Source organism: Agromyces badenianii (assembly GCF_003070885.1).
Taxonomy (GTDB): domain Bacteria; phylum Actinomycetota; class Actinomycetes; order Actinomycetales; family Microbacteriaceae; genus Agromyces; species Agromyces badenianii.
Genome location: NZ_CP028913.1, coordinates 931,624 through 958,418 on the forward strand (window position 1 = coordinate 931,624; position 26,795 = coordinate 958,418).

The window sequence follows — 26,795 nt, forward strand, 5'->3', positions numbered from 1 at the left end:
CTGTGACCCGCCATCGGGGGCCAAGGTCGTAGCCCGATCGTGATGTGACGTTCAGGTGATATCCAGCTTCCCCCGATGGATCGGTTCAATGCAAGGGCTCGACTTGCTGGCCCTGGTTGATAGGTTGTCTGGGTGACTTCCGTTTCGCGCTCAGAACACGACGACGAAACTGCCGACGGCACCGGCACGGGGGAGACCGACACGCGGCAATCCCGGCCGGCGAGATCGGCGGCGACGTCCGCGCGCCCCGCGCGCAGTCCGCGCACGACGGCGGCGAGAACCGCAGCGGCGAAGGCGGCCGCCGACGACGCGGCGGCTGCCGACGAGGCGACGCCCGAGAGCGAGGTGACGCCCGAGAGCGCCGTGACGCCGGAGAGCACGCCGGTGAAGCCCGCGACGAGGTCGACGACCGCGCGACCGGCCGCAGCGAAGTCCACGGCCGCGAGGTCGACGACGGCCAAGACGACTGCGGCGAAGACGACCGCGGCGAAGAGTGCTGCCGCGAAGACGGCCGCGGCCAAGAGCGCTGCCGCGGCGAAGACCGCCGCGGCGAACGAGGCGGCAGCTGCCGGCGCCGAAGACGAAGAGACGGCGAGCTCGGCGGCATCGAAGCGCACGCCCGCATCCCGAACGGCGTCGGCGAAGGCCGCCTCGGCACGCGGAGAGGCCGCCAAGAGCACGCGGTCGCCTCGCACCTCGGCGGCGAGGAGTCAGACCGGTGCGGCCGGCAACCGCGCTGCCGCAGCATCGCACCGTCAGGCGCAGCGTGTCGCCGCCGCCCTGACGACCGAGACGACCGCAGCAGAGCGAGCGACGCGCAAGACGCCCGACGCCTCGCCCGCATCGCTCTCGGAACAGCAGGAGGTTCCCGAAGCGACGGTGCCCCGACCCGAGGTCGACGAGGAGACCGTCGAGCGCGTGCCGAAGCGCACGGGCCGGGCGACGGCTGCAGCTGTGGCAGTCGTATCGGCTGCCACGGTGCCCGTCGCGGAACCGGCGGTCGAGACTGTTGCGGAACCGACAGTGGAGCCCGTCGCTGAACCCGCGGTCGAGCCCGTCGCTGAGTCGACCGTCGCGCCAGAGACGGAGCAGGCCGGGCTTCCGGTCGTCGACGCTCCCGCGGCGACCCCGGAAGCCGGCGACCTCGCGGCAACCGCCCTCGTCGCGGCATCCGGAACCGCGGCCCAGGCCGTCGCCGTGATCGCCGCGCCCAAGAAGCCTGCACCTCGCAAGAAGCGGATGCTTCGCCCGGCACGCCCCGCACCCGCGGTGGATGCGCCGAAGGTGCTCGCGGTTGACGGACTCGTCAAGCGGTTCGGCGAGAACACCGCCGTCGACGGCATGTCGCTCGAGGTGCGAGCGGGTTCGTTCTTCGGCATCGTCGGCCCGAACGGCGCCGGCAAGACCACGACGCTCTCGATGATCACCGGTCTGCTCCGGCCCGATGCCGGAACCGTGCGCATCCACGACATCGACGCCTGGGCGAATCCGCAAGCGGCCAAGCAGGCCACAGGCGTGCTGCCCGACCGGCTGCGCCTCTTCGATCGGCTCACCGGAGCGCAGCTGCTCTACTACTCGGGCGTGCTGCGGGGCCTCGACAGTCGCACCGTGCGCGAGCGCAGCAGCGACCTCATCGCGGCGTTCGGCCTCGACGACGCCGTCGACCGTCTCGTCGCCGACTACTCGGCCGGCATGACGAAGAAGATCGCCCTCGCCTGCGCGATGATCCACTCGCCGCGGCTGCTCGTGCTCGACGAGCCGTTCGAGTCGGTCGACCCGGTCTCGGCGGCGAACCTCACCGAGATCCTCGAGCGATACGTCGCCGGCGGTGGCACGGTCGTGCTCTCCAGCCACGGCATGGACCTCATCGAGCGCGTCTGCGACTCGGCCGCGATCATCGTCGCCGGGCGCGTGCTCGCGTCGGGCACGCTCGACGAGGTGCGGGCCGGCCAGACCCTCGAAGACCGATTCGTCGAGCTCGCCGGCGGGCGCAAGGCTGCGGAAGGCATGGAATGGTTGCACAGTTTCTCCGACTGAAACTGCGCCTGCTCGGGAACATCTTCCGGCGTAGCACCTGGCAGGTCGTCGGCATCGTCATCGGATTGATCTACGGACTCGGTCTCGCGGCGACGCTGTTCGCCGCCCTCGTCGCCCTGCGGTTCGTCGGTGACGTCGAGTTCATCCGCGACTCCTTCGTCGTGGCTGGGGCGGTCACCGTGCTCGGGTTCATCATCGTGCCGCTGATCTTCGGCGTCGACGACACGATGGACCCGCGTCGATTCGCCCTCTTCGGATTGCCCGACCGCTCGCTGGCGGTCGGCCTCGCCGTCGCCGCCGTCGTCGGCATCCCAGCGCTCGTGCTCGCCATCGTGCTGCTCGGCACCGTCGTCACCTGGTCGCGCGGCGTGGGGGAGACCCTCTTGGCGCTCATCGCCGCCGCGATGGCCTTCGCCACGTGCCTCTTGATCGCCCGCGTCTCGAGCGGACTCGCCTCGCTGCTGCTCGCCACCCGGCGGGCCCGTGAGCTGAGCGGAGTGCTCGGCCTGTTGCTGGTCGTCATGGCTTCGCCGCTCATCGTCGTGCTCGTTTCCGTCGACTGGGCGAACTCGGGCGTGCAGGTGCTGCAGTCGCTGGCCGGTGCGCTCTCCTGGACTCCGCTCGGCGCGGTCTTCGCGATCCCCGGCGACGCCGCGGCCGGTCAGTGGGGTGCCGCGCTCCTGAAGCTGCTGATCGCCGCCGCGACCCTCGTGGTCATCTGGCTCGGCTGGCAGGCGCTCGTCGCGAAGATGCTCGTGACCCCGGGTCGCGAAGCCTCTGCCAAGAGCTACCGCGGGCTCGGCTGGTTCGACCGGCTGCCGCAGGGCCCTGCGGGCGCGGTCGCCGCACGCAGCTTCACCTACTTGTTCCGCGACGCCCGTTACTGGGTGTCGCTCCTGATGGTGCCGATCGTGCCGATCGTCGTCATGGTGCCACTGAGCCTCGCCGGTGTGCCGTCGCTCTACCTCGGGCTCATCCCGGTTCCGCTCATGTGCCTGTTCCTCGGCTGGAGCCTGCACAACGACACCGCCTACGACTCGACGGCGGTCTGGTTGCATGTGGTCTCGGGCGTGCGGGGCGTGGCCGACCGCGTCGGACGCCTCGTGCCCGTGCTCATCGCCGGCGTGCTCGTGATCGGCCTCGGCAGTGCCGTCACCGTCTTCGCACTGAACGACTGGCGGCTGCTGCCCTCGCTCCTCGGCGTGAGCACGGCGCTCCTCCTCGCCGGACTCGGCGTGGGATCGATCACCTCGGCTCGTTTCCCGTACCCGGCGGTCAAGCCCGGCGACAGCCCGTTCCAGCAGCCCCAGTCGACCGGCACGATCACCGCGCTCGTGCAGTCCATCACCATGCTCGGCTCGCTCGTCATCGCACTGCCCGCCGTCGTGTTCGGCGCGCTCGGCCTCTTCGTCGATCCCGCGTGGCACGCGGCATCCTTCGCCTCGGGCGTCGGGCTCGGCCTCGCCGTACTGGTCTTCGGCGTCATGGCCGGCGGCCGGGTGTTCGACCGCCGCGGCCCCGAGATCCTCGGTGCTGCGATCCGCGCGTAGACTCGACCCCATGATCTCCTCCGTGCGCGTGAGCATCGCCGACCCCGATTCGCCCGGCGGCGGCACCTCCGTTCTCGACCGCGAGCTCGAGAAACTGCTGCAAGACGAGGCCATCGAACCCGGTGACCACGAGCGCTTCTCGCACTACGTGAAGAAAGAGAAGATCCTCGAGTCGGCGCTCACGGGCAAGCCCGTGAAGGCGCTCTGCGGCAAGAAGTGGACGCCGGGGCGAGACCCCGAGAAGTTCCCCGTCTGCCCGACGTGCAAAGAGATCTACGAGCGGATGAAGGCGGAGTAGGGGTTCTCCGGCCTTCGGTGTGATCAGCGGTACGACGTCGGAATCACGGGCTCGCCCCGGCCGAGCCGGAACGCCTCGATCGGCAGTTCCTGCATGACCTCGGCACGATGCGCACGGGCGGCCTCCGTGCCGGCCTGGCCGAGGTGGGCCGGGTCAGCCTCGCCGCCCGACATCAGTTGCACCATGAGCGGGCGCAGCCGGCTGCCGGCCTCGAACTCGGCCTGCCCGTCGGGGCCGTCGCCGACGAAGACGAGCTCTTCACGAGCGGTGTGCGTCGCATCGAGGCGACGCGCGGCGTTCTTGCGGCCGCCGACGCTCGCCTTCTGCGTCGAGGACTTCGCCACCGACACCCACTCGCCCGCGCCGTCGCGGCGGGCGACGAGCTTGAACACCATGCCGGCGGCCGGGAAGCCCGAGCCCGTGACCACCGCTGTGCCGACGCCGTACGCATCGACCGGCGCGCCCGAGAGGCCTGCGATCGTGAACTCGTCGAGGTCGCTCGTGACGGTGATCCTCGTGTCGACCGCGCCGAGCGTGTCGAGCTGTTCGCGCACGGCGGCGACGACGGTCGGCAGATCGCCCGAGTCGATGCGCACCGCGCCGAGCCCGGTGCCGGCGACCTTCACGGCGAGCTCGACACCCCTCGCGATGTCGTACGTGTCGACGAGCAGCGTCGTCTTCGGCCCGAAGGCGTCGACCTGGGCGCGGAACGCCTGCTCCTCGGTGTCGTGCAGCAGCGTGAACGCGTGCGCAGCGGTGCCCATGGTGGGGATGCCGAAGGTGCGTCCGGCTTCGAGGTTCGAGGTCGCGTCGAAGCCGGCGATGTAGGCCGCGCGTGCCGCGGCGATGGCGGAGCGCTCGCTCGTGCGACGCGAGCCCATCTCGGCGATCGGCCGACCGAGGGCGACGGAGACCATGCGGGCGGCGGCGCTCGCGACCGAGGAGTCGTAGTTCAGTGTCGAGAGCACGACCGTCTCGAGCATGACGGCCTCGGCGAAGGTCGCCTGGATCGTCAGGAGCGGAGAACCTGGGAAGTACGCCTCGCCCTCGCGGTAGCCCCAGATGTCGCCGGTGAAGCGGTAGTCGGCGAGCCAGTCGAGGGTCGCGGGCCGCACCACCTCGTGCTCGCCGAGCCACTCGAGCTCGGCGTCTTCGAAGCGGAAGCGCCCGATGAGGTCGAGCAGGCGGCCCGTGCCGGCGACGATGCCGTAGCGGCGGCCGTCGGGCAGGCGTCTGGCGAAGGCCTCGAAGAGGCTCTCGCGGTGCGCGGTGCCGTCGAGCAACGCGGCATCCACCATCGTCAATTCGTATCGATCGGTGAAGAGCGCAGCAGAACCGGTCACCCGGCCAGCCTAGCGAGGACGGCCGGACACAGCGGGGCGCGCTACGCTTGCATGTCGTGACGGATGCACCGATCGGGATCTTCGACTCCGGAGTCGGCGGGCTCACCGTCGCCCGGGCGGTGAAAGACCAGCTGCCCAATGAGTCGATCCTCTACATCGGCGACCTCGAGCACTCGCCGTACGGCCCGAAGAAGATCGCCGACGTGCGCGGGTACGCGCTCGCGGTGCTCGACGATCTCGTCGCGCAAGGCGTGAAGATGCTCGTCATCGCGTGCAACACCGCCTCGGCGGCGATGCTGCGCGATGCCCGTGAACGCTACGAGGTACCGGTGGTCGAGGTGATCCAGCCGGCGGTGCGCCGTGCGGTCGCGGCGACGAAGACGGGCCGGGTGGGCGTGATCGGCACGGCGGGCACGATCGCGTCGCGCGCCTACGACGACGCGTTCGCCGCGGCCCCGCACCTCGAGCTGTTCTCGCAGGCGTGCCCGAGGTTCGTGGAGTTCGTCGAGGCCGGCGTGACGACTGGCGACGAGGTGCTCGCGATCGCCGAGGAGTACCTCGCGCCGCTGAAACGCGCCCGCATCGACACCCTCGTGCTCGGGTGCACGCACTACCCGTTCCTCAAGGGTGCGATCTCCTACGTCATGGGCGAGGAGGTCTCGCTCGTCTCGAGCGACGTCGAGACGGCGAACGACGTCTACCGGGTGCTCGTCGGCACCCGACTCGAGCGCCGCGCGGCCACCCCGCCGAGCTACCGCTACGAGGCCACCGGCCGCTCGACGAGCGCCTTCCTCGACCTCGCCAACCGGCTCATCGGTCCCGAGATCCCGAGCGTCGAGCTCGTGCAGACCGGTGCCGTCACCATTCCCGACCATCTACGGCTTCGACAGGAGAACGCATGACCGAGGCATCCGAACCCACCACCCTCATCCGCGCCGACGGGCGCACCGCAGACCAGTTGCGCGAGGTGACCATCGAACGCGGCTGGAGCGAGCATGCCGAGGGCAGCGCGCTCATCTCGTTCGGCCGCACCAAGGTGCTGTGCACCGCCTCGTTCACCAACGGCGTGCCGCGCTGGATGAACGGCAAGGGCAAGGGCTGGGTGACGGCCGAGTACGCCATGCTCCCGCGGGCGACGAACAGCCGCAACGACCGTGAATCGGTCAAGGGTCGCATAGGCGGCCGCACCCACGAGATCAGCCGGCTCATCGGCCGGAGCCTGCGCGCGGTCGTCGACACCAAGGGCCTCGGCGAGAACACCATCCAGATCGACTGCGACGTGCTGCAGGCCGACGGCGGCACGCGCACCGCCGCGATCACCGGCGCCTACGTGGCGCTCGCCGATGCGATCGAGTGGGCACGCGACAAGAAGTTCGTCGGCCTGCGCGCCCGGCCGCTCATCGACACGGTCTCCGCGGTCTCGGTCGGCATCATCGACGGCACGCCGATGCTCGATCTCGCGTACGTCGAAGACGTGCGCGCCGAGACCGACATGAACGTCGTGGCGACCGGGCGGGGACTCTTCGTTGAGGTGCAGGGCACCGCTGAGGGCGCCCCGTTCGACCGTCGCGAGCTCGACTCGCTGCTCGACCTCGCGCTCGCGGGCACGGCCGAGCTGACCCGCATCCAGGAGCTCGTCCTCGCCCAGGCGATCGCCGCAGCCGGGGAGTGACACCGATGCGGCTCGAGATCGTGCTCGCCACCCACAACCAGCACAAGGTCGACGAGTTCCAGAAGATCCTGGGCGAGCGGATGCCGGGACTCACGGTGCTCGCCTATGACGGCCCGGAGCCCGTCGAAGACGGCACCTCGTTCGAGGCGAACGCGTTCATCAAGGCGCGCGCGGCGGCCGCGCACACCGGGCGCATCTCACTCGCCGACGACTCCGGCATCGCGGTCGACGTCATGGGCGGTTCGCCCGGCATCTTCTCCGCGCGATGGGCGGGGCCGGGTGCGGGCGCGCAGGCGAACCTCGAGCTGCTCCTGGCGCAGCTGAGCGACATCCGTGATCCGCACCGCGCCGCGCATTTCCACTGCACCATCGCCCTCGTCGTGCCGGAGGCCGCGGGCGGGCCGCACGAGCACGCGGCCGTCGGCCGGTGGCAGGGGCGCATCGCGCTCGCGGAGTCCGGCGCCCACGGTTTCGGCTACGACCCGATCTTCGTGCCCGAGGGCTTCGACGTGTCGGCGGCCGAACTCGCGCCAGAGGTGAAGAACGCGCACAGCCACCGTGCGCTGGCGTTCGCCGAGCTCATCCCGGAGCTCGAGCGGATCACCGCCGCTCGCTGATTCGAGTGGCGCAGGCGCAAGCATGGCGCAGGCGGAGGTTGAGGCGCAGGCGGACGTTGGGGCGCAGGCGGACGGCGAGCCGCAGGCGGTCGCTAGGAGGCGCGGCGTGCGCGCGCGGCGCGGCGCTTGAGCGCGCGACGCTCGTCTTCGCTGAGGCCGCCCCAGACGCCCGAGTCCTGACCGGTCTCGAGGGCGTACTGCAGGCAGATCTCGGTGACGGTGCAACGGCCGCAGACGGCCTTCGCCTTCTCGATCTGGTCGACGGCAGGGCCGGTGTTGCCGACCGGGAAGAAGAGTTCCGGGTCTGCGGTGAGGCAGGCAGCCTTGTCGCGCCAATCCATAGGGATGCTCCTTGCGGGGTGTACTTCGATTGCAGACGCGCGCGATTGCGCATGCCGAATACGGCTGCTGCAGGGGGAAAGCCGAACCTCGGGAAGTAGGATCAGTGACTGATCGGTTCACGTCACTGTGAGCATCAATTCGGCCTCATAAATGGTCGCATAGCGGAGAGATCGAAATCAATAGCCGTGGATGGGATAACGCTGTGAATCAGGGCGCCGACGCGCCATTCGGCGCGCGCGACGAACAAGCGCCAGGGGCCTCAGGATCGACCGGAGCGTCCGGCGGAGGATCGGGCACTCGTGCCGCGCTCATCGCCGTGAGCGTGCTGCTCTTCCTCGAGGCGGCGGCCATGGTCGCGCTCGTCGTCTGGCTCCTGGTCGACCTGTTCGCGCTCGAGCCGTCGTCGTACGCGACGGCGATCGCACTTCTCGTGCTCGTGGCGATCGGGGCGATCTGGGTCGTGGCCGTCGCGTTCGCGTCGCTGCGCCGGGCGCCGTGGTCGCGCGCCGCGGTCATCGTCTGGCAGATCCTGCAGGTGTCCATCGCCGTGGGCGCGTTCCAGGGTCTGTTCGCCCGCCCCGATGTCGGCTGGGCGCTGCTGGTGCCCGCCATCACCGTCATCGGTCTGCTGCTCTGGACCCCGGTTCGGCTCGCCTACACACGCGACGAGGGCCACACCTCGGCGTGACCCTCGTCGACCGCCGGAGCGGGATCGACCGTGGAGCGGGATCAGCCGTCGAGGCCGAGCTCCCGGCGCAGCCGGGCCACGTGCCCGGTGGCCTTGACGTTGTAGAACGCGCGCTCGATGCGGCCGTCTTCGCCGATCACGAAGGTCGACCTGATCGAGCCGACCACGATCTTGCCGTAGAGCGCCTTCTCGCCCCAGACGCCGTAGGCCTGTTGCACCGCCAGGTCGGCATCGGAGAGCAGGGTGTAGCTGAGCCGGTCGCGCTCGGCGAACGCGGCGAGCTTCGGCACCTCGTCTTTCGACACGCCGAGCACGCGGATGCCGGCGCTCGCGAACGAGTTCAGGTTGTCGCGGAAATCGCACGCCTCGGTCGTGCAGCCGGGCGTCATCGCCTCGGGGTAGAAGTACAGCACCACTTTCGTGCCGCGGAGGGCCGAGAGGGTGACCGGTTCGCCGTTCTGGTCGAGCAGGGTGAAATCTGGAGCGAGGTCGCCGGGGGCGAGACGTGCATCGGTCATGCCTCAATGGTAGGCAGATCGACGGATGCCGCGAGCCCACGTGTACCGCACGTGGCAACGTCGCCGTCGTCGCGTCGGCTCAGGAAGCCGTGCTGCCCGCGAACGTCGTGAGCAGGCGCTGGAGGGATTCCAGGCGGGCCGGACCGGTCTCGCCGAGTTCGCCGGCCTCGACGGCCTCGACGATGGCGCAGTCGGGCGCGTCGGGCAGGTGCGTGCAGCCACGGGGGCAACGCTCGGCGAGGCGGTCGAGGTCGGTGAACGACCGGAGGATGTTCGCACGATCGACGTGGCCGAGGCCGAACGACCGCACACCCGGGGTGTCGATGACCCATCCGGTGCCCTCGACCCCGCCCGGCGTCGCGGCGTCGGGGAGGTCTGCCGCGTCGAATCGCAGCCACACCGTCGACGAGGAGGTGTGCCGGCCCCGCCCGGTGACGACGTTCACCCGCCCGGTAGCCCGCTGCGCGCTCGGCACGAGCGCGTTGACGAGGGTCGACTTGCCGACGCCCGAGTGACCGACGAACACCGTGCGATGGCCGACGAGCGCGCGGGCGATCTCGTCGAGCGGCATGCGGTGCTCGCCGCTCAGGAACACCGGCAGGTCGAGGCCGGCGAAGTTGCGCAGGAACTCCTCGGGGTCGGCCAGGTCGGTCTTCGTGACGACGAGCAGCGGCCGGATGCCGGCATCGAACGCCGCCACGAGGTAGCGGTCGAGCAGCCGGATGCGCGGCTCGGGGTTCGCGGCGGCCACGACGATGAGCATCTGGTCGGCGTTGGCGACGATGACGCGCTCCACCTCGTCGGTGTCGTCGGCGCTGCGACGCAGCAGGGTGGAGCGTTCGCCGACCCGCACGATGCGTGACAGCGTGCCGGGCTCGCCCGAGGTGTCGCCGACGAGGTCGACGTGATCGCCGGTGACGACGGATTTGCGGCGCAGCTCGCTGGCGCGCGCCGCGGTGATCTCGCGCTCGGCGGGACCGTTCTCGTCGATGAGCACGCTGTAGCGGCCTCGGTCGACGCCGATCACCATGCCGTTCACGGCGTCGGCGTGTTCGGGGCGCTGCTTGGTGCGCGGGCGGCTGCCGCGGCGGCTCGGCCGCACGCGCACATCGGACTCGTCGAACGCGGGCTCATCGTCCTCGTCGTCGTCAGTGCTCCACCACGTCATGCCAGCATCTGCTCCCAGAGGGCGGTGAACTGGGGGAGCGTCTTGCCCGTGGAGGCGATGTCGTCGACGATGACGCCGGGCACGGCGAGGCCGATGATCGCACCGCTCGTGGCCATGCGATGGTCGGCGTAGGCGCGCCAGGGCCCGCCGTGCAGCGGCGCCGGTTCGATGCGCAGTCCGTCGTCGAGCTCGGTGACCCGGCCGCCGAGGCCGTTGATCTCGGCGGCGAGGGCCGCGAGCCGGTCGGTCTCGTGGTGCCGGATGTGGCCGATGCCGAGGATGGTCGACGGTGCGTCGGCGAGGGCGGCGAGCGCCACGAGGTTCGGCGCGAGTTCGCCGGCCTCGGAGAGATCGAGCTCGACGCCGAGGATGCCGCGGCCGCCGTCGTCGCCGGGCGTCGGGGCGTGCACGGTCAGCCGATCGGCGTCGCGTTCGACCCGAGCGCCGAAGAGCGGCAGGAGCCTGGCGAGTTGTGCACCCACCTGGGTCGTCTCTGCGGGCCAGCCCGTGATCGTGACGGAGCCCCCGGCGACGAGCGCCGCGACGAGGAACGGAGCGGCGTTGGAGAGGTCGGGCTCGATGTCGACGTCGATCGCGCGGATGGCGCCGGGGTTGACGAGCCAGCGGCCGGGTTCGGGGCTCTGCACGTCGACGCCGCGGGCGCTGAGCGTCTCGATGGTCATCTCGATGTGCGGCATGCTCGGCAGCCGGTCGCCCGTGTGGGTGAGGTCGAGGCCGCGCTCGAAGCGGGCCGCCGACAGCAGCAGTCCCGAGACGAACTGGCTCGAGGCACTCGCGTCGATCTCGAGCGCACCGCCCTCGACCCGCCCCGCCCCGTGCACGGTGAACGGCAGCGCGCCGCGGCCGTCGTCGTCGAGGTCGACGCCGAGCGCCTGCAGGGCGAGCACGGACCCGGCCATCGGCCGGCGGCGGGCGCCCTCGTCGCCGTCGAACGTCGTCGGGCCGAGCGCGAGCGCGGCCACGGGCGGCAGGAAGCGCATGACCGTGCCCGCGAGACCGCAATCGATGGTCGTCGAGCCGAGCAGTTCGCTCGCCGGCAGCACACGCAGGTCGTCGCCGAACCCGCCCCGGCCGGCGACCCGCTCGAAGCCGGTGCCGAGCGCGCGGAGTCCCTCGATCATGAGCTCGCTGTCACGCGACCAGAGCGGTGCCCGCAGGGTGGAGGGGCCGTCGGCGAGTGCTGCCAGCACGAGCTCGCGATTGGTGAGCGACTTCGACCCCGGTAGCGCGAGCACCGAGGAGAGGGGAGCGGTGGCGACTGGCGCGCGCCACCCGTCATCCGTCTCGGTCTGCCTCGCTTCGCCGTACGGATCGAACTCGGGTGCGGAATACCTCGAAATCTGCATCGGTTACCAACAGTAGCGTCCGGAAACGCGGAAGGAGATGGTGTTGCGCATGTCGGTCGGAGTGCTCGAACGCCCCACGGTCGTTGCGGTTGACGATCTAGGATGGCCGGTGATGACTGCCGACCAGATCGACGCGACGCCGACCGACCCCGAAACCGCCGAGGCCGACCGGCCGCTCGGCGAACTCTTCGAGGAACAGGCGCTGCCGTTCATCGACCAGCTCTACGCGGCCGCCCTCCGCATGACGAAGAACCCGGCCGACGCGCAAGACCTCGTGCAGGAGACCTTCGTCAAGGCCTTCGCGGCATTCGGCCAGTTCACCCAGGGCACGAACCTGAAGGCGTGGCTGTACCGCATCCTCACGAACACCTTCATCAACAACTACCGCAAGAAGCAGCGCGAGCCGTACCAGGGCACGATCGACGACCTCGAAGACTGGCAACTCGGCGGCGCCGAGTCGACGACGGCTCGCTCGAGCCGCTCGGCCGAGGCCGAGGCCATCGACCACCTGCCCGACAGCGCCGTGAAAGACGCACTCCAGGCACTGCCCGAAGACTTCCGTCTCGCCGTGTACTTCGCCGACGTCGAGGGCTTCTCCTACCAGGAGATCGCCGACATGATGCACACCCCCATCGGGACCGTGATGAGCCGCCTGCACCGTGGCAGGCGTCTGCTCCGCGAGTCCCTCGCCGACTACGCCCGCGAGCAGGGAATCGCCGCGGCCGAGAAGGCGCCTCAACCCGCGAGGAGCAAGAAATGACCGACTGCGGTTGCGAGAAGGCCAGGGCCGAACTCGAAGAGTACCTCCACCACGAACTGCGCGCAGCGGATGCCTCCGACATCCGTGAGCACGTCGAGAATTGCGCCGACTGCCAAGCCGAGCTTCGCGTCGGCGTGGCGATCACCGAGGTCGTGCAGCGCGCGTGCCGCGAGAGCGCGCCCGAGCAGCTGCGGGTGCAGGTGCTCGCGCAGATCCGGCTGTACCAGTCCTCGCACCAGCCGGTCTGATCCCGATCAGCCCGACTCGCCGTCGTTCAATCGTTCGTTCGATGCCTGAACGGTGATCGTTCCGTAACGTCGAGGTGTGATCGACAACTCGGCCAATATTTCGAAGCGACGCGTGCCCACGTGGCTCCGCGTCACCATCCCCGCAGCACTCATCCTCGTCTGGCTTGCACTGTTCGGCGCGGGCGGCGCCGCATTCGGCTCGCTGAGCGACGTCTCGACCAATGATCAGGCGCAATTCCTGCCGTCGTCGGCCGAGGCCACCGAAGTCACCGAGCTCCAAGACGGCTTCCGCGACGGCGACGAGGTGCCGGCGATCGTGGTCGTCGCCGGCGACACCGAACTCGACGAGGCGCAGCTCTCTGCGATCGACGAGCTCCGCGATGAACTCCTCGCGGTCGACGGCGTGAACGCCGATGGAGCATCGCCGGTGCTGCCGTCTGACGACGGTCTCGCCGCCCAGATGGTCATCCCGATCGAGAACGTCGAGGGCGGCGAGACGCCGGCCGACATCGTGGCAGAACTGCGCACGGTGCTCGACGAACACCCCGTCGAGGGCGCGACCGCCGCCATCACGGGGCCCGCGGGCTTCACCGCCGACCTCGCCGCGGCGTTCGCCGGCATCGACGGACTGCTGCTCGCGGTCGCGCTCGCCGCCGTCTTCATCATCCTCATCGTGGTCTATCGCTCGCCGTTGCTGCCGGTCATCGTGCTCTTCACGAGCCTCACGGCGCTCTGCGCCTCGGTCTTCACGGTCGTCGCGCTCGCGCGCGCCGACATCCTGCTGTTGTCGGGCCAGACCCAGGGCATCCTGTTCATCCTCGTGATCGGTGCGGCGACCGACTACGCCCTGCTCTACATCTCCCGATATCGAGAGACCCTCACGAGGTACGAACGCAAGTGGGATGCCACGTGGGCGGCGCTGAAGGGCGCGTGGGAGCCGATCGTCGCCTCGGGCGGCACGGTCATCGTCGGATTGCTGATCCTGCTCGTGAGCGAGCTCACCTCGAACAAGGTGCTCGGGCCGGTCGCGGCGATCGGCATCGTCTTCGCGGTGCTCGCCGCGCTCACCCTGCTCCCGGCGCTGCTGCTCTGGGCCGGTCGGGCCGCATTCTGGCCGCGCAAGCTGGCGCACGCCGGCGACGAGGTCGAGCCGCACGCCCGACACGCGGCCGGCGTGCACGACGCCTCGGCGCCCGACGAGGCCGACCTGCCCGATCGCGGCGTCTGGGCCGGCGTCGGCCGCCTCATCTCGAAGCGCCCGCGCACCGTCTGGATCGTCTCGGTGCTGGCGCTCGGCGCGATGTCGCTCGGTCTCGCGCAGCTCGACGCCGACGGGGTGGCCTCGAGCGAGTTCGTGCTCGGCGAGTCGCAGGCCCGCGACGGGCAGGAGCTGCTCGGCGAGCACTTCCCGGCCGGGTCGGGCACGCCCGCGATCGTGATCGGGCCCGAAGACGAACTGCAGCAGATCGCGGAGATCGCCCTCGACACCGATGGCGTCGATTCCGTCGCCGTGGTGAGCACCGATTCGCCCGCCGGCACCGCACCGGTGACGAGCGACGGCATCGAGGCCTTCGGCCCGCCCGGAACCCCGGCGCCGGAGCCCACCGTCGTCGACGGGGAGGTGCAGCTGCAGGTGACCCTCATCGACCCCTCTGACTCGCTCGAGGCCGAGGCGACCGTCGAAGAGCTCCGCGAACGTCTCGACGAGGTGGGCACCGAGGTGCTCGTCGGCGGACAGACCGCGGTGGCGCTCGACACGAACGCCGCGGCGATCGCCGACCGCACCCTCGTGATCCCGCTCGTGCTCGCTGCGATCCTCGTGATCCTCATGCTCCTGCTGCGCTCGATCGTGGCGCCGCTCATCCTGATCGGCAGTGTCGTGCTCTCGTTCGCCGCGGCGCTCGGCGTCTCGGCGCTCGTGTTCGAGCACGTCTTCCACTTCCCGGGCGCCGACCCGTCGGTGCCGCTCTTCGGGTTCGTGTTCCTCGTCGCCCTCGGCGTCGACTACAACATCTTCCTGATGACGCGCGTGCGCGAGGAGTCGATGCGCTTCGGCACGCGAGCGGGCATCGTGCGCGGCGTGCGGCTGACCGGTGGGGTGATCACCTCGGCCGGACTCGTGCTCGCCGCGACCTTCGCCGCGCTCGGAGTGCTGCCGATCCTCTTCCTCGCGCAGATCTCGTTCATCGTCGCGTTCGGAGTGCTGCTCGACACCTTCCTCGTGCGCACGCTGCTCGTGCCGGCGATGGCCTACGACATCGGCCGCGCCATCTGGTGGCCGAGTCGGCTCGGGCGCGGGAAGGCCTGAGCGCGCGGGAAGGCGTGAACGACGAAGCGAGCGGATGCCCCGGGGCATCCGCTCGCTTCGTTCGTGCGAGGGCTAGAGCGTCGTGGCGTGACGCACGAGCTCCGCCTGCTCGGCGGCGTGCCGCTTCGCGGAGCCCGTCGCGGGCGATGCCGCGGCGGCACGGGCGACGACCTTGACAGGACGCGCGCCCAGCTTGTTCGTCTCGATGATGAAGTACGGCCACGCGCCCTGGTTCTCGGGTTCGTCTTGCGCCCACATCAGCTCGGCGTTCGGGTACGACTCGGCAACGGCCTTCAGCTCGGCGGCGGGCAGCGGGTAGAGCTGCTCGAGGCGCACGACCGCCACCTCGGTGTTCTGCTGCTTCTCGAGCTCGGTGATCAGGTCGTAGTAGATCTTGCCCGAGACGAACACCGCGCGCTTGACCGCGGCGCGGTCGGTGATGCGGGCGTCGTCGATGACCGGTTCGAACTTGCCCTGCGTGAAGTCGGCGACCTCGCTGGTCGCGCCTCGCAGGCGCAGCATCGCCTTCGGGGTGAAGACGACGAGCGGCTTGCGCGGCCGGGCGTAGGCCTGGCGACGCAGCAGGTGGAAGTACGACGCCGGCGTGGAGGGCCGCGCAACGGTCATGTTGTTCTCGGCGCAGAGTTGGAGGTACCGCTCGATGCGGGCGCTCGAGTGGTCGGGACCCTGCCCCTCGTAGCCGTGGGGGAGGAGGAGCACGACGCTGGAGCGCTGGCCCCACTTCTGCTCGGCTGAGGAGATGAACTCGTCGATGATGGTCTGCGCGCCGTTGGCGAAGTCGCCGAACTGCGCCTCCCACATGACGAGGGCATCGGCCCGTTCGACCGAGTAGCCGTACTCGAAGCCCATCGCCGCGTACTCGGAGAGGAGCGAGTCGTAGATCCAGAACCGCGCCTGGTTGTCGGAGAGGTTCTGCAGGGGCAGCCATTCCTGGCCGTTCGCGCGGTCGTGCAGCACGGCATGGCGCTGCACGAACGTGCCCCTTCGGGCGTCCTGGCCCGCCAGGCGCACCGGGGTGCCCTCGAGGAGGAGCGAACCGAGCGCGAGCAGCTCGCCGAAGCCCCAGTCGATCTTGCCGTTGCGGCTCATCTCGAAGCGCTTCGTCAGCAACTGCTGGATCTTCGCGTGCACGGTGAAGCCCGAGGGCTTGTTGTTGAACGCGTCGCCGATGGCGTGCACGACCTCTGTCGTGACACCGGTGGTCTCGAGCTCGCCCGCGGCCGGTTCGGACGGAGCCGCCGAGTCGGTCGCGCCGACGATCGGGATCGCCCCGGTCTGGGCGGCGTGGGTCTCGGCGAAGGCGCGCTCGAGGCGGTCTTGGAAGTCGCGGTGCGCTTCTTCGTACTCCGCCTCGGTGATGTCGCCGCGACCGACGAGCGCTTCGGTGTAGAGCTTACGCACCGAGCGCTTGGCCTCGATGAGGTTGTACATGAGCGGCTGGGTCATCGAGGGGTCGTCGCCCTCGTTGTGGCCGCGCCGGCGGAAGCAGACGAGGTCGATGACGACGTCGCGCTTGAACTCCTGGCGGTAGCGGAACGCGAGCTCGGCCACCCGCACGACGGCCTCGGGGTCGTCGCCGTTCACGTGCAGGATCGGCGCCTGGATGGTCTTCGCGACATCCGTCGAGTAGATCGAGGAGCGAGCGTCACCCGGCACGGTGGTGAAGCCCACCTGGTTGTTGACGACGACGTGGATGGTGCCGCCGGTGCGGTACCCGCGGAGCTGCGACATCTGCAGCGTCTCGAGCACGACGCCCTGGCCGGCCATCGCGGCATCTCCGTGCACGAGGATCGGCAGCGTCGAGAAGGTGCCGATGGGCTTTCTGTCTTGCTTGGCCCGCACGATGCCCTCGAGCACGCCGTCGACGGCCTCGAGGTGCGAGGGGTTCGCCGCGAGCGAGACGGGGATCTGGTGGCCGTCGTCGGCGGTGAAGGTGCCCTGGGTGCCGAGGTGGTACTTCACGTCGCCCGAGCCCGAGAAGCCCTTCGACTGCTGCGTGCCCTCGAACTCGCGGAACACCTGGCCGTAGGTCTTGCCCGCGATGTTCGTGAGCACGTTGAGGCGGCCGCGGTGCGCCATGCCGATGGCGACCTCGTCGAGCCCCTCTTTGGCGGCGCCCTGCAGGATCTCGTCGAGGAGCGGGATGACGGACTCGCCGCCCTCGAGGCTGAAGCGCTTCTGGCCGACGTACTTCGTCTGCAGGAAGGTCTCGAACGCCTCGGCCTCGTTGAGCTTGCCGAGGATGCGCATCTGCTCGTCGTGGGTGGGCTTCTCGTAGTTGCGCTCGATCTGCTCCTGGATCCAGCGACGCTGCACGGGGTCTTGGATGTGCATGTACTCGATGCCGATGGTGCGGCAGTACGAGTCGCGCAGCACCCCGAGGATGTCGCGGAGCAGGGCCGTGCGCTTCTCGCCGAAGCCGCCAGTGACGAACTCGCGGTCGAGGTCCCAGAAGGTCAGGCCGTGGCTCGCGATGTCGAGGTCGGGGTGCGAGCGCTGCACGTACTCGAGCGGGTCGATGTCGGCCATCAGGTGGCCGCGCACGCGGAAGGAGTTGATGAGCTCCTGCACGCGAGCGGTCTTGTCGATCGCGCTCGCGATGTCGACGGAGATGTCGGGTGCCCAGCGGATCGGCTCGTAGGGCAGGCGAAGGGCGCCGAAGAGGTTCTCGTAGAACCCGCGCTGGCCGAGCAGCAGCTCGTGCACCTTCTTCAGGAACTCGCCCGAGCCCGCGCCCTGGATGACGCGGTGGTCGTACGTCGAGGTCAGGGTGATCGTCTTGCCGATCGCGAGATTGGCAAGGGTCTTCTCGGAGGCGCCCTGGAACTCGGCGGGGTATTCGAGGGCGCCGGCGCCGATGATGCAGCCCTGGCCCTTCATGAGGCGCGGCACCGAGTGCACGGTGCCGATGCCGCCGGGGTTCGTCAGCGAGATCGTGGCGCCCGAGAAGTCGTCGGCCGTCAGCTTGTTCTGGCGAGCGCGCTGCACGAGGTCTTCGTAGGCCGCGAGGTACTCGTTGAACGTCATCGTCTCGGCGCGCTTGATCGCGGGCACGAGGAGCGCCCGGGTGCCGTCGGGCTTCGGGACGTCGATCGCGATGCCGAGGCCGATGTGGGCCGGCTTGACGACGCTGGGCTTGCCGTCGGGCTCGGCGTAGTAGACGTTCTGGCTCGGGAAGTCCTTGAGCGCCTGGATGAGCGCCCAGCCGATGAGGTGCGTGAACGAGATCTTGCCGCCGCGCGAGCGCCGCAGGTGGTTGTTGATCACGATGCGGTTGTCGATCATGAGCTTCGCCGGGATCGTGCGGACGCTCGTGGCGGTCGGCACGGTCAGCGAGGCGTCCATGTTCGCGGCGAGGGCCTTCGGCATGCCCCGCAACGCCACGACCTCGTCTTCACGGACGGCCTCGGCGATGACCGGCTGCGGGCTCGTCACCGGCACGTCGGCCGGTACCGGCGCAGTGCGCGGGGCGGTCGAGGTAGTGCGGGCCTCGGGGGTCTGCCCGATGACGGGCACCGGGGCGGTCGCCGGGGCAGCCTCGGCGGCCGCGGCCGGGGCCGCGGGTGCCGCAGGCGCGGCGGCCTCGGCCTGTGGGGCGGATGCCGCGGCATCCGCCGGGGCGGTGGCCGATGGCTCGCCGCCTCCGGTCTTCACCTGGCGGTAGTGCTCGAGCACCGGCCACCAGGTCTTGTCGACCGACTGCGGATCGACGAGGAACTTCTCGTACATCTCGTCGACGAGCCATTCGTTGGCTCCGTACTCGGCCGACGTCGTCTCGTCGGAACCTGACCCGGTCAATTGGCTCGACACAGCCTCTCGCCCACTCTCTCCATTGATGCTGGAATTACCTGCCGCGGCGACCACGCCACGCAAGCAGGCACGGGGGGATCGCCGCACACAAGCCTAATCCCCCGAAGGCTGCAGAGGAGACGTACTGCGACACACCTGTCTCCACACCCAGACGGGTAGCGTGGCGACATGGAGTTCTACCGGACGACGCCCAGCCACGACCTGACCTACTCGGACGTGTTCCTCGTGCCGAGTCGCTCCGGTGTGACGAGCCGCCTCGACGTCTCGCTCGCGCCCGACGACGGCTCAGGGGCATCCCTGCCGATCGTCTCGGCGAACATGAACTCGATCACCGGGCCGCGTCTCGCGGCGACGCTTGCGCGGCGCGGCGGCCTCGGCGTGCTGCCGCAAGACCTGCATCTGCAAGACCTCGACGCGGCGATCCGCTCGGTGAAGGCGCAATCGCCGCGCTTCGACACCCCGCACGACTTCAGTCCGGATGCCACGGCCGCCGACGCGCTCGCCGCCCTGCCGCCCGTCGCCGGCCACGGCATCGTGCTGCACGACTCGCGCGGTGCGTACGTCGGGTGCATCCCGGCCGACCGGCTCGCGACCGCGCTGCCCGACGCCCGCCTCGGCGACCTCGTGCACGGCGAGCTCACCGGCATCGACGCAGAGGACGTCGCGACGCCGCGAAGGGCGTTCGATCTCATGGTCGACGCCGGAATCGACTTCGCGCCCGTGCTCGAGCACGGCAGGGTGGTCGGCACGCTCAGCCGGCGGAGCGCGCTGCGCAGCACGATCTACGAACCCAACGTCGACTCCGACGGCCGGCTCCGGGTCGCCGCCGCGATCGGCATCAACGGCGACGTCGCGGCGAAGGCCGCCGCCCTCGCCGCGGCCGGGGTCGACATGCTCGTCATCGACACGGCGCACGGGCACCAGGAGGGCATGATCCGGGCCGTCTCGATCGTGCGGGACCTCGGCCTCGACGTGCCGATCGTCGCCGGCAACATCGTCACCGCCGACGCGGTCGCCGACCTCGTCGAGGCCGGCGCCGACGTGCTGAAGGTCGGCGTCGGTCCGGGTGCCATGTGCACGACGCGGATGATGACGGCGGTCGGCCGGCCGCAGTTCTCGGCGGTGCTCGAGACCTCGGAGGCCGCACGTGAACTCGGCGCGCTCGTCTGGGCCGACGGCGGCGTGCGGTACCCGCGCGATGTCGCACTCGCGCTGGCCGCAGGGGCCGCCTCGGTCATGATCGGCTCCTGGTTCGCGGGCACGATCGAGGCGCCGGGGAGCCTGCGCCACGATGCATCCGGTCGCCTCTTCAAAGAGAGCTGGGGCATGGCGTCGACGAAGGCGGTGCGCGAGCGGTTCGACCGGCTCTCGCCGTACGAACTCGCACGCAAGGAGCTCTTCGCCGAGGGCATCTCGTCGTCGGCGATCTACCTCGATCCGATGCGTCCCTCGATCGAGGACCTGCTCGACATGATCACCTCGGGCGTGCGCAGTTCGTTCACCTACGCGGGTGCCAGGACCGTCGAGGAGTTCCGCGAGCGTGCGCTCGTCGGCATCCAGTCGGCGGCCGGCTACGAGGAGGGCAAGGCCCTGCCGGTCAGCTGGTGAGCGACGGCGAGGCCCGCTCGAGCTCTCGGTGATCGCACGGAGTGCGCCGATATACTGGGCGCACAATGGACGATCCTCCCTCTGCGACTTCGCCAGGCCATAGACCCATGCCCGTGACCGCTCGGGGAGGTGGCGATGTCTGAGTGGATTCTCCTCGGCATCGGACTCCTCCTCACGATCGGCACGGGCTTGTTCGTTGCCAGTGAATTCGCGCTCGTCAATCTCGATCGGGCCGACGTCGAGGCACGGCGCGCACGAGGCGAGACGAAGCTCGGCCTCACGATCTCCGCGCTGAAGATCACTTCGACGCACCTGTCGAGCGCCCAGCTCGGCATCACGCTCACCACGCTGCTCACGGGATACACGATGGAGCCGGCGATCTCCTCGCTGCTCGCCGGACCGCTCACCGCGATCGGGGTTCCCGAGGCCCTCGTGCGGCCGGTCGGAACGATCACGGCCATCGTCGTCGCCACCCTCCTCTCGATGGTGCTCGGCGAGCTCGTGCCGAAGAACTTCGCCCTCGCGCTTCCGCTCGCGACCGCGAAGGTGGTCATGCCGTTCCAGACGGCGTTCACGTGGGTGTTCAAGCCGGCGGTCTCGCTGCTCAACGGCAGCGCCAACGGACTGCTCCGCGCCGTCGGCATCGAGCCGAAGGAGGAGCTCTCGGGCGCGCGCACGGCCGAGGAGCTCTCATCGCTCGTGCGCCGGTCGGCGAGTGCCGGGCTGTTGGAGCAGGACACCGCGACCCTCCTGGGCCGCACCCTGCGCTTCGCCGATCACGATGCATCCGATGTCATGACGCCGCGCCCTCGCGTGGCCGCCGTGCAGCGCCAGGAGCCGGCTGAAGCGGTGCTCGAGCTCGCACGCCAGACCGGGTTCTCGCGGTTCCCCGTGTACGACGACAACCTCGACGACATCGTGGGCCTCGTGCACGTCAAGCAGGCCGTCGCGGTGCCGCGGGAGCGTCGCGCCGACGTGCCCGCCTCGGCACTGCAGTCCGACGCGTTGCGGGTGCCCGAGACGATGAAGCTCGACACGCTGCTCGGCGAGCTCCGCGGGCGCGGCTACCAGATGGCCGTCGTCGTCGACGAGTACGGCGGCACCGCGGGCGTGGCGACGCTCGAAGACCTCGTCGAAGAGCTCGTCGGCGAGGTCTCCGACGAGCACGACCGCACCCGGGCGGGCATCGTCCGGCGCGGCGACGACGTGAGCTTCCCCGGCATCCTCCGACCCGACGAACTGCTGGAACGCACCGGCATCCGGGTGCCCGAGAACGGAGACTACGAGACCGTGGCCGGATTCGTCATGGCCGAGCTCGGCCGCCTGCCGGCGGTCGGTGACGAGGTGCTCGTCGACGACGGCACGCTCGTCGTGCAGCGACTCGACGGGCGACGCATCGACCGGGTGCGCTTCGTGCCGAACCCGCTGCCCGAAGCCGACTCGATCGAGGGAGGACAACGATGAGCGACTGGGCCGGAATCGCCTGGCTGTTCGTGCTGCTCATCGCGAACGCCTTCTTCGTCGGCGCGGAGTTCGCCGTCATCTCGGCTCGGCGTTCGCAGATCGAGCCGCTCGCCGAGCAGGGTAAGCGCAGCGCGAAGACGGCGCTGTGGGCGATGGAGCACGCCACGTTGATGCTCGCCATGAGCCAGCTCGGCATCACGATCTGCTCGCTGCTGATCCTGAACGTGTCGGAGCCGGCGATCCACCACCTGCTCGAGGTGCCCCTGCACCTCACGGGCTGGCCCGTCGAGGTCATCTCGACGATCGCCTTCATCGTGACCCTCGTGCTCGTCTCCTACCTGCACGTGGTCTTCGGCGAGATGGTGCCGAAGAACCTCTCGTTCTCGATCCCCGACCGGGCCGTGCTGCTGCTCGCGCCGCCGCTGGTGTTCATCGCGCGCATCTTCCGTCCGATCATCGTGGCGTTGAACGCGACCGCCAACGGAGTGCTGCGGCTCTTCGGCGTCGAGCCGAAGAGCGAGGCGACGTCGACGTTCACCCTCGAGGAGGTGCAGACGATCGTCGACCAGTCGCGCCGCGAGGGTGTGCTCGCCGACGCGAGCGGAACGCTCACCGCCGCCTTCGAGTTCACGACGAAGCGGGTGCAGGATGTCGCGGTGCCGCTCGACGCGCTCGTCAGCCTGCCGCCAGGGGCGACACCGGCCGACGTCGAACGCGCGGTCGCCCGACGCGGGTTCTCGCGCTACCCGATCCTCGACGAGGCGGGCGATCCCGACGGCTACGTGCACCTGAAAGACGTCATCGATCTCGACGACGACGAGTTCGACGACCCGATCCCCGCGAAGCGGGTGCGGCGACTCGTCTCGATCTACGCGGGCACCGACCTCGAAGACGCGCTCTCGACCATGCGGCGGCTCGGCACGCACGTGGCCCGGGCGTTCGACGAAGACGGCACGACGACGGGCGTCATCTTCCTCGAGGACATCATCGAGGAACTCGTCGGCGAGGTGCAGGACGCCACTCGGCGGGGGTAGTGCGAGCGGGTGGCTCGCGGCGTAGACTGACGCCGATCTGAGAAACTCGAGGAAACATCATGTTTGAAAAACTCATGGCAATGGCCGTGCTCCCGGCCACCGATCTCGCCCGAGCTCGGGCCTACTGGCACGACGTCCTCGGCCACACGCCCGTGCATTCGGATGAGGCCGGGGACGTCTTCGACTTCGGCGGCGCCGGTGTGCTGATCTACCAGACCAAGTACGCGGGCACGGCGAAGAACACGGCGCTCACGCTCATCACCGACAACCTCGAGCGCGACATGACCGCGCTCCGGACGAACGGTGTGACATTCCACGACTACGACATGCCCGGGCTGAAGACGGTCGACGGCGTCGCCGACCTCGGCAGCGAGCGGGGTGCGTGGTTCTCCGACAGCGAGGGCAACATCATCGCGATCAGCCAGCCCTCGCCCGAGATGATGGAGCAGGCCATCTCCGCACGGGCGGCCGCAGCGTCGGGGTGACCCCGGGCACACCACGCCGGCCGCCGATCAGGCGATACTGCGAAGCCACGATTCGAGTGCCGCGGCATCCGTGAACACGTGCCCGTCGCCGCCGACGGCCTTGGCGCCGTCGACGTTCTCGGCATTGTTGTCGATGAACACGAAATCGGATGCCGCGATGTCGAGTTCGTCGATGACGTGCTCGTAGATCGCCGCATCGGGCTTCACGAGCCCGAGCTCGCCGCTGACGAACACGCGCTCGAAGAGCGGCGAGAAGGAGCCGTGGCGGAGCCAGCCCGAGAAATCGGCGCCGGCGTTGGAGAGCAGCGCCAGTCGCGTGCCGCCCGCCGCGAGCGCGTGCAGCACGCCGAGGGTGCCGACGTCGACCGACAGCCAACCGCGATGGTCGATCGCCCAGAGTTCGTGCACGTCGATCGCGCTCCACTCGGCGCCGATGTCGGACGCGACGGCCTGCCAGTACCCGGCGATCGAGGTCGTGCCGCGGTCGAGACCGTGCCGGTGCGCCCAGTACGCCGCCCAGAACGGCTCGGGATCGGCGGCCGCGTCGGCCCGTTCGAGGAGTGCGGCACGATCGTCGTCGCTCGGTTCGCGGGAGATGACCTCGCCGTAGTCGAAGACGACGACGCGGGGTGCGAGGCTGATCGGTGCGGCGATTGTCGGACGCATGACCCTCAACCTATCGTTGGATCATGGACTCGTCGTGGCAGGAATGGACCGCCGCTGACGCGGCCGAGTGGATCGTCGCTCCCGCAGCGGATGACGACAAGTACTCGCGCGGCGTGCTCGGAGTCGTCGCGGGCTCGCCCGAGTACCCCGGAGCCGCCGTGCTCGCCGTCGAGGCCGCCCATCGCGCAGGCCTCGGCATGGTGCGCTACACCGGTCCGCGGGCGGTGCGCACCGCAGTGCTCGCACGCCGGCCCGAGACCGTGACGAGCCCCGGGCGCGTGCAGGCGTGGCTCGTCGGATCCGGCATCGACCCCGGCCGGCGCTCGTTCATGGTGCTCGGCGACCTGCAGGGGGCGCTCGCCTCACGGCAGCCGGTGGTGCTCGACGCAGGGGCTCTCGACCTCGTGGGCACGCACACGGCCCCGACGGTGATCACCCCCCACGTGCGGGAGCTCGCCGCGCTGCTCGCATCGCGCGAGATCGAGACGAGCGTCGCGCAGGTGCGCGAGGCGCCCGCCGAATGGGCGTTGCGCGCCGCCGGCGAACTCGGCGTCGCCGTGCTGCTGAAGGGCGCCGTCACCCACATCTGCGATCCCGACGGCGACCGGTACACCGTCACCGCACGCACGCACTGGCTGGCATCGGCCGGCACCGGGGACGTGCTCGGGGGCATCCTCGGCGCACTCGTCGCCACCCACCACCAGCGCCTCACCACCGACGCCGAGGCTCTCTCCGCGCTCGCGGCGACGGCGGCCTGGGTGCACGGCGAGGCGGCACGGCGCGCAACGGAGGCGGTCGACGGCGGACCCGTCACGGCCCTCGACATCGCGAGCGCCGTTCCCCGGGTCATCGGCGCATTGCTCGCCTACTGACCACGCGCGCACGATGGCCGCCCGCTGCGCGTGGCGGATTGTGATGCTCGGCTAGGCTCGTCGCCAGAGTCAGGGACTGGCGGTTGCCGAGAGGAACACTGTGAACAAGAACGGATCGTCGTTGACGGCTGCTCCCGATGCCGCGCCGATGGTCGTCACGGCGGGAGCCTTCGCGCTGCTGGCGTCAGCCGGCCTGTTCCTGATCAACGCGATCCCGTTGCTCGACCCGGCACAGTACGAGGAGTTCCCGCCCGACACGGTCGCGGTCGTGATCGTGGCTCTCGCCGCATTCTCGCTGCCCGGGGTCCTGATTCCGCTGCTGGCCGCCTTCTTCGCCCTTCGCGGAAGTCGCTGGCCCGCGTTCGTCGCAGCCGGATTCGCAACCATGTTGGTCATCGGTGTCATCCCGGTCGTCGGTCTCATCGATGAGAACCCGATCTACGTCGCGGGCGCGATCGCCGCGTTGCTCGGAGCGGTGCTCTTGTGGCTGCCGACGGCGCGAGCGTACGGACGCGTCACCGTGCGAAATCGCCGACACGGACTGAGCAAGCAGAACACGCCCGTCGCCTGACCAGCCGTGAAGTTTCCAACCTTCAATCGGGTCGCACACACGTGAGCGAGGAGAGACGATGACGGACGGGGCCGAGCGCGAGGCATCCGTTCGCCGTCTTCGAGGCCGGCTCGGCACGAGACCCGCGCTGTGGACCGGCTTCGCCCTCGTGCACCTCGCGCTCGTCTGGCTGAATCTCGCGGCCCCCGGCTATCCCCTCGGCGACGTGACCGCGGTGTACCGAGTCTGGGCCGACAACGCCGCGCACGGCTGGGTGCGCATGGGCATCGATGCGCCCTGGGTGTACCCGATCCTCGCCTTCGTGCCGATGGCGGCGTCGCTCGCCTTCGGATCCGCGTTCTACCCGCAGACGTGGCTCGCGATCGTCACCGTGTTGAACGCGATCGCGTTCGGCGTGCTCATCGGCCGCTCGCGGCTGTCGCGCCCCCGGCGACTCGCGGCGTGGTGGTGGCTCGGATTCCTGGCCCTGCTCGGGCCGATCGCCCTCGGTCGCATCGACGCGATCACGGTGCCGCTCGCGATCACCGGACTGCTCTGGGCGGCGGGCCGGCCGCGCGTGGCGGCCGTGCTGCTCACGATCGGGGCGTGGGTCAAGGTCTGGCCGGCCGCGCTCGTCGTCGCCGTCGTGATCGCCGCCCGCCGGCGGCTCGAGGTCGTCACCGTGGCGGGCGCGCTCAGTGTCGGCATCCTCGGCGTGAGCCTGCTCGCGGGAGCCGGCTCGAACGCCGTCGGCTTCATCGCCGAGCAGGCGGGGCGCGGGCTGCAGATCGAGGCACCGCTCGCCGTCGCCTGGCTGTGGCAGATCGTCGCCGGTTCGAACTCGGTGCAGATCGTCTACGACCGCCGGATCCTCACCTTCCAGATCGACGGGCCGGGGGCGGATGCCGTGGCAGCCCTCACCACGCCGATCATGGCGGTCGGGGTGCTCGCCGTCGTGCTCATCGGCATCCGTGCCGCACGCCGCGGGGCCGCCTTCGGACGGCTGCTCCCGCCGCTCGGGCTCAGCCTCGTGGTCGTGCTCATGCTCGCGAACAAGGTCGGCTCGCCGCAGTTCGTGACGTGGCTCGCCGCGCCGGTCATCCTCGGGTTGGTCTACCGCCCGGCGCGCTTCGCGCTGCCCGCACTGGTCGCTGCGGCGATCGCGCTCTGCACGCACATCATCTACCCGTACTGGTACGGGTGGCTCCTCATCGCCGACCCGGCGTTCGTGGTTCTGCTGACGGTCAAGTCGTTGCTGCTCGTGGTGCTGCTCGTCTGGGGCATCCGCGCACTGTGGCGGCTCGGGACATCTCGTGCGTTGCCGAGCAAGGTCGACGCGACAGGCACGAGAATGGGCTCAGACGAGTGA

24 protein-coding genes are annotated in these 26,795 nt (G+C 70.0%); 17 read left to right on the forward strand and 7 right to left on the reverse strand.

Features of this window, described 5'->3' with window-relative positions:
- The first annotated feature begins 1,239 nt into the window (after nt 1-1,239).
- Genes DCE93_RS14975 through DCE93_RS04470 form a run of 3 tightly spaced genes read left to right on the forward strand, consistent with a single transcriptional unit; the run spans nt 1,240 to nt 3,885 of the window.
- The gene (locus tag DCE93_RS14975; protein ID WP_108596585.1) at nt 1,240-2,037 is read left to right on the forward strand and encodes an ABC transporter ATP-binding protein; all 798 of its coding nucleotides are present in this window, start codon (nt 1,240-1,242) and stop codon (nt 2,035-2,037) included.
- Nucleotides 2,013-3,587, forward strand: coding sequence for a hypothetical protein (locus DCE93_RS04465; protein WP_108594823.1), 1,575 nt, complete (start codon nt 2,013-2,015; stop codon nt 3,585-3,587). Before DCE93_RS14975 ends, DCE93_RS04465 begins: the two co-directional genes overlap by 25 nt.
- 10 nt (nt 3,588-3,597) lie before the next feature.
- Nucleotides 3,598-3,885 (forward strand): DUF3039 domain-containing protein, encoded by a 288-nt coding sequence (locus DCE93_RS04470; RefSeq protein WP_108594824.1) that lies wholly within the window; start codon nt 3,598-3,600, stop codon nt 3,883-3,885.
- Between the two features lie 23 nt (nt 3,886-3,908).
- Here DCE93_RS04470 and DCE93_RS04475 read toward each other — a convergent pair whose 3' ends face one another.
- Nucleotides 3,909-5,228, reverse strand: coding sequence for a nicotinate phosphoribosyltransferase (locus tag DCE93_RS04475; protein ID WP_108594825.1), 1,320 nt, complete (start codon nt 5,226-5,228; stop codon nt 3,909-3,911).
- Between the two features lie 56 nt (nt 5,229-5,284).
- Between DCE93_RS04475 and murI the strand changes: the two genes are divergently transcribed.
- The 3 genes from murI to rdgB are packed head-to-tail and all read left to right on the forward strand — an operon-like array spanning nt 5,285 to nt 7,517.
- Complete coding sequence (gene murI, locus DCE93_RS04480; protein WP_108594826.1) at nt 5,285-6,130, forward strand: glutamate racemase; 846 nt, start codon at nt 5,285-5,287, stop codon at nt 6,128-6,130.
- Nucleotides 6,127-6,900 carry a ribonuclease PH gene (gene rph, locus DCE93_RS04485; RefSeq protein ID WP_108594827.1) on the forward strand — a complete coding sequence of 258 codons (774 nt, stop codon included), beginning with the start codon at nt 6,127-6,129 and terminating at the stop codon, nt 6,898-6,900. Before murI ends, rph begins: the two co-directional genes overlap by 4 nt.
- Nucleotides 6,901-6,905: 5 nt before the next feature.
- Nucleotides 6,906-7,517 (forward strand): RdgB/HAM1 family non-canonical purine NTP pyrophosphatase, encoded by a 612-nt coding sequence (rdgB, locus tag DCE93_RS04490; protein ID WP_108594828.1) that lies wholly within the window; start codon nt 6,906-6,908, stop codon nt 7,515-7,517.
- Between the two features lie 92 nt (nt 7,518-7,609).
- Here rdgB and DCE93_RS04495 read toward each other — a convergent pair whose 3' ends face one another.
- A complete protein-coding gene (locus DCE93_RS04495) occupies nt 7,610-7,858 on the reverse strand; it encodes a WhiB family transcriptional regulator (RefSeq protein ID WP_022881603.1) in 249 nt (82 codons plus the stop codon).
- 203 nt (nt 7,859-8,061) lie between these two features.
- Between DCE93_RS04495 and DCE93_RS04500 the strand changes: the two genes are divergently transcribed.
- A complete protein-coding gene (locus tag DCE93_RS04500; protein ID WP_108594829.1) occupies nt 8,062-8,547 on the forward strand; it encodes a hypothetical protein in 486 nt (161 codons plus the stop codon).
- A 41-nt stretch (nt 8,548-8,588) separates the two neighbouring features.
- Here DCE93_RS04500 and bcp read toward each other — a convergent pair whose 3' ends face one another.
- From bcp to aroA, 3 genes are all read right to left on the reverse strand, one after another.
- Entirely contained in the window at nt 8,589-9,065 is a 477-nt protein-coding gene (bcp, locus tag DCE93_RS04505; protein ID WP_108594830.1) for a thioredoxin-dependent thiol peroxidase, read from the reverse strand.
- Nucleotides 9,066-9,144: 79 nt separating this feature from the next.
- Nucleotides 9,145-10,233: a ribosome small subunit-dependent GTPase A gene (gene rsgA / locus DCE93_RS04510; protein WP_108594831.1), complete on the reverse strand. Its 1,089-nt coding sequence runs from the start codon at nt 10,231-10,233 to the stop codon at nt 9,145-9,147.
- Nucleotides 10,230-11,600 (reverse strand): 3-phosphoshikimate 1-carboxyvinyltransferase, encoded by a 1,371-nt coding sequence (aroA, locus tag DCE93_RS04515; RefSeq protein ID WP_108594832.1) that lies wholly within the window; start codon nt 11,598-11,600, stop codon nt 10,230-10,232. Before aroA ends, rsgA begins: the two co-directional genes overlap by 4 nt.
- Before the next feature lie 49 nt (nt 11,601-11,649).
- Between aroA and DCE93_RS04520 the strand changes: the two genes are divergently transcribed.
- The 3 genes from DCE93_RS04520 (at nt 11,650) to DCE93_RS04530 (ending at nt 14,916) form a co-directional block, all read left to right on the forward strand.
- Nucleotides 11,650-12,360, forward strand: a complete 711-nt coding sequence (locus DCE93_RS04520) for a sigma-70 family RNA polymerase sigma factor (protein ID WP_108596586.1) — start codon at nt 11,650-11,652, stop codon at nt 12,358-12,360.
- Complete coding sequence (locus tag DCE93_RS04525) at nt 12,357-12,608, forward strand: zf-HC2 domain-containing protein (RefSeq protein ID WP_108594833.1); 252 nt, start codon at nt 12,357-12,359, stop codon at nt 12,606-12,608. Before DCE93_RS04520 ends, DCE93_RS04525 begins: the two co-directional genes overlap by 4 nt.
- A 76-nt stretch (nt 12,609-12,684) precedes the next feature.
- Nucleotides 12,685-14,916 carry an MMPL family transporter gene (locus DCE93_RS04530; RefSeq protein ID WP_244284240.1) on the forward strand — a complete coding sequence of 744 codons (2,232 nt, stop codon included), beginning with the start codon at nt 12,685-12,687 and terminating at the stop codon, nt 14,914-14,916.
- Between the two features lie 72 nt (nt 14,917-14,988).
- On the opposite strand, the gene DCE93_RS04535 is transcribed toward DCE93_RS04530, so the two are convergent.
- On the reverse strand, nt 14,989-18,747 hold the full coding sequence (locus DCE93_RS04535) for a multifunctional oxoglutarate decarboxylase/oxoglutarate dehydrogenase thiamine pyrophosphate-binding subunit/dihydrolipoyllysine-residue succinyltransferase subunit (RefSeq protein ID WP_108594834.1): 3,759 nt from the start codon (nt 18,745-18,747) through the stop codon (nt 14,989-14,991).
- Between the two features lie 168 nt (nt 18,748-18,915).
- On the opposite strand from DCE93_RS04535, the gene guaB1 reads away from it, so the two are divergent.
- The 4 genes from guaB1 (at nt 18,916) to DCE93_RS04555 (ending at nt 23,338) form a co-directional block, all read left to right on the forward strand.
- Complete coding sequence (guaB1, locus tag DCE93_RS04540) at nt 18,916-20,355, forward strand: GMP reductase (RefSeq protein WP_108594835.1); 1,440 nt, start codon at nt 18,916-18,918, stop codon at nt 20,353-20,355.
- 135 nt (nt 20,356-20,490) lie between these two features.
- Nucleotides 20,491-21,819 carry a hemolysin family protein gene (locus DCE93_RS04545; RefSeq protein ID WP_108594836.1) on the forward strand — a complete coding sequence of 443 codons (1,329 nt, stop codon included), beginning with the start codon at nt 20,491-20,493 and terminating at the stop codon, nt 21,817-21,819.
- Nucleotides 21,816-22,853: a hemolysin family protein gene (locus tag DCE93_RS04550; protein WP_108594837.1), complete on the forward strand. Its 1,038-nt coding sequence runs from the start codon at nt 21,816-21,818 to the stop codon at nt 22,851-22,853. Before DCE93_RS04545 ends, DCE93_RS04550 begins: the two co-directional genes overlap by 4 nt.
- A 59-nt stretch (nt 22,854-22,912) precedes the next feature.
- Complete coding sequence (locus tag DCE93_RS04555) at nt 22,913-23,338, forward strand: VOC family protein (RefSeq protein WP_108594838.1); 426 nt, start codon at nt 22,913-22,915, stop codon at nt 23,336-23,338.
- Between the two features lie 27 nt (nt 23,339-23,365).
- Here the strand turns inward: DCE93_RS04555 and DCE93_RS04560 are convergent, their stop codons facing one another.
- Nucleotides 23,366-24,004 (reverse strand): HAD family hydrolase, encoded by a 639-nt coding sequence (locus DCE93_RS04560; RefSeq protein ID WP_108594839.1) that lies wholly within the window; start codon nt 24,002-24,004, stop codon nt 23,366-23,368.
- A gap of 23 nt (nt 24,005-24,027) precedes the next feature.
- Between DCE93_RS04560 and DCE93_RS04565 the strand changes: the two genes are divergently transcribed.
- From DCE93_RS04565 to DCE93_RS04575, 3 genes are all read left to right on the forward strand, one after another.
- A complete protein-coding gene (locus tag DCE93_RS04565) occupies nt 24,028-24,876 on the forward strand; it encodes an ADP-dependent NAD(P)H-hydrate dehydratase (protein ID WP_108594840.1) in 849 nt (282 codons plus the stop codon).
- Nucleotides 24,877-24,976: 100 nt separating this feature from the next.
- Nucleotides 24,977-25,447, forward strand: coding sequence for a hypothetical protein (locus DCE93_RS04570; RefSeq protein WP_108594841.1), 471 nt, complete (start codon nt 24,977-24,979; stop codon nt 25,445-25,447).
- A 58-nt stretch (nt 25,448-25,505) separates the two neighbouring features.
- Complete coding sequence (locus DCE93_RS04575) at nt 25,506-26,795, forward strand: glycosyltransferase 87 family protein (RefSeq protein ID WP_108594842.1); 1,290 nt, start codon at nt 25,506-25,508, stop codon at nt 26,793-26,795.

Excerpts from the sequence above, each read along its gene's own strand:
- DCE93_RS14975 (WP_108596585.1), top strand. The coding sequence starts at position 1,240 with ATGCTTCGCCCGGCACGCCCCGCACCCGCGGTGGATGCGCCGAAGGTG.
- DCE93_RS04465 (WP_108594823.1), top strand. The coding sequence starts at position 2,013 with ATGGTTGCACAGTTTCTCCGACTGAAACTGCGCCTGCTCGGGAACATC.
- DCE93_RS04470 (WP_108594824.1), top strand. The coding sequence starts at position 3,598 with ATGATCTCCTCCGTGCGCGTGAGCATCGCCGACCCCGATTCGCCCGGC.
- rph (WP_108594827.1), top strand. The coding sequence starts at position 6,127 with ATGACCGAGGCATCCGAACCCACCACCCTCATCCGCGCCGACGGGCGC.
- rdgB (WP_108594828.1), top strand. The coding sequence starts at position 6,906 with ATGCGGCTCGAGATCGTGCTCGCCACCCACAACCAGCACAAGGTCGAC.
- DCE93_RS04495 (WP_022881603.1), bottom strand. The coding sequence starts at position 7,858 with ATGGATTGGCGCGACAAGGCTGCCTGCCTCACCGCAGACCCGGAACTC.
- bcp (WP_108594830.1), bottom strand. The coding sequence starts at position 9,065 with ATGACCGATGCACGTCTCGCCCCCGGCGACCTCGCTCCAGATTTCACC.
- rsgA (WP_108594831.1), bottom strand. The coding sequence starts at position 10,233 with ATGACGTGGTGGAGCACTGACGACGACGAGGACGATGAGCCCGCGTTC.
- aroA (WP_108594832.1), bottom strand. The coding sequence starts at position 11,600 with ATGCAGATTTCGAGGTATTCCGCACCCGAGTTCGATCCGTACGGCGAA.
- DCE93_RS04520 (WP_108596586.1), top strand. The coding sequence starts at position 11,650 with ATGTCGGTCGGAGTGCTCGAACGCCCCACGGTCGTTGCGGTTGACGAT.
- DCE93_RS04525 (WP_108594833.1), top strand. The coding sequence starts at position 12,357 with ATGACCGACTGCGGTTGCGAGAAGGCCAGGGCCGAACTCGAAGAGTAC.
- guaB1 (WP_108594835.1), top strand. The coding sequence starts at position 18,916 with ATGGAGTTCTACCGGACGACGCCCAGCCACGACCTGACCTACTCGGAC.
- DCE93_RS04545 (WP_108594836.1), top strand. The coding sequence starts at position 20,491 with ATGTCTGAGTGGATTCTCCTCGGCATCGGACTCCTCCTCACGATCGGC.
- DCE93_RS04550 (WP_108594837.1), top strand. The coding sequence starts at position 21,816 with ATGAGCGACTGGGCCGGAATCGCCTGGCTGTTCGTGCTGCTCATCGCG.
- DCE93_RS04555 (WP_108594838.1), top strand. The coding sequence starts at position 22,913 with ATGTTTGAAAAACTCATGGCAATGGCCGTGCTCCCGGCCACCGATCTC.
- DCE93_RS04560 (WP_108594839.1), bottom strand. The coding sequence starts at position 24,004 with ATGCGTCCGACAATCGCCGCACCGATCAGCCTCGCACCCCGCGTCGTC.
- DCE93_RS04565 (WP_108594840.1), top strand. The coding sequence starts at position 24,028 with ATGGACTCGTCGTGGCAGGAATGGACCGCCGCTGACGCGGCCGAGTGG.
- DCE93_RS04575 (WP_108594842.1), top strand. The coding sequence starts at position 25,506 with ATGACGGACGGGGCCGAGCGCGAGGCATCCGTTCGCCGTCTTCGAGGC.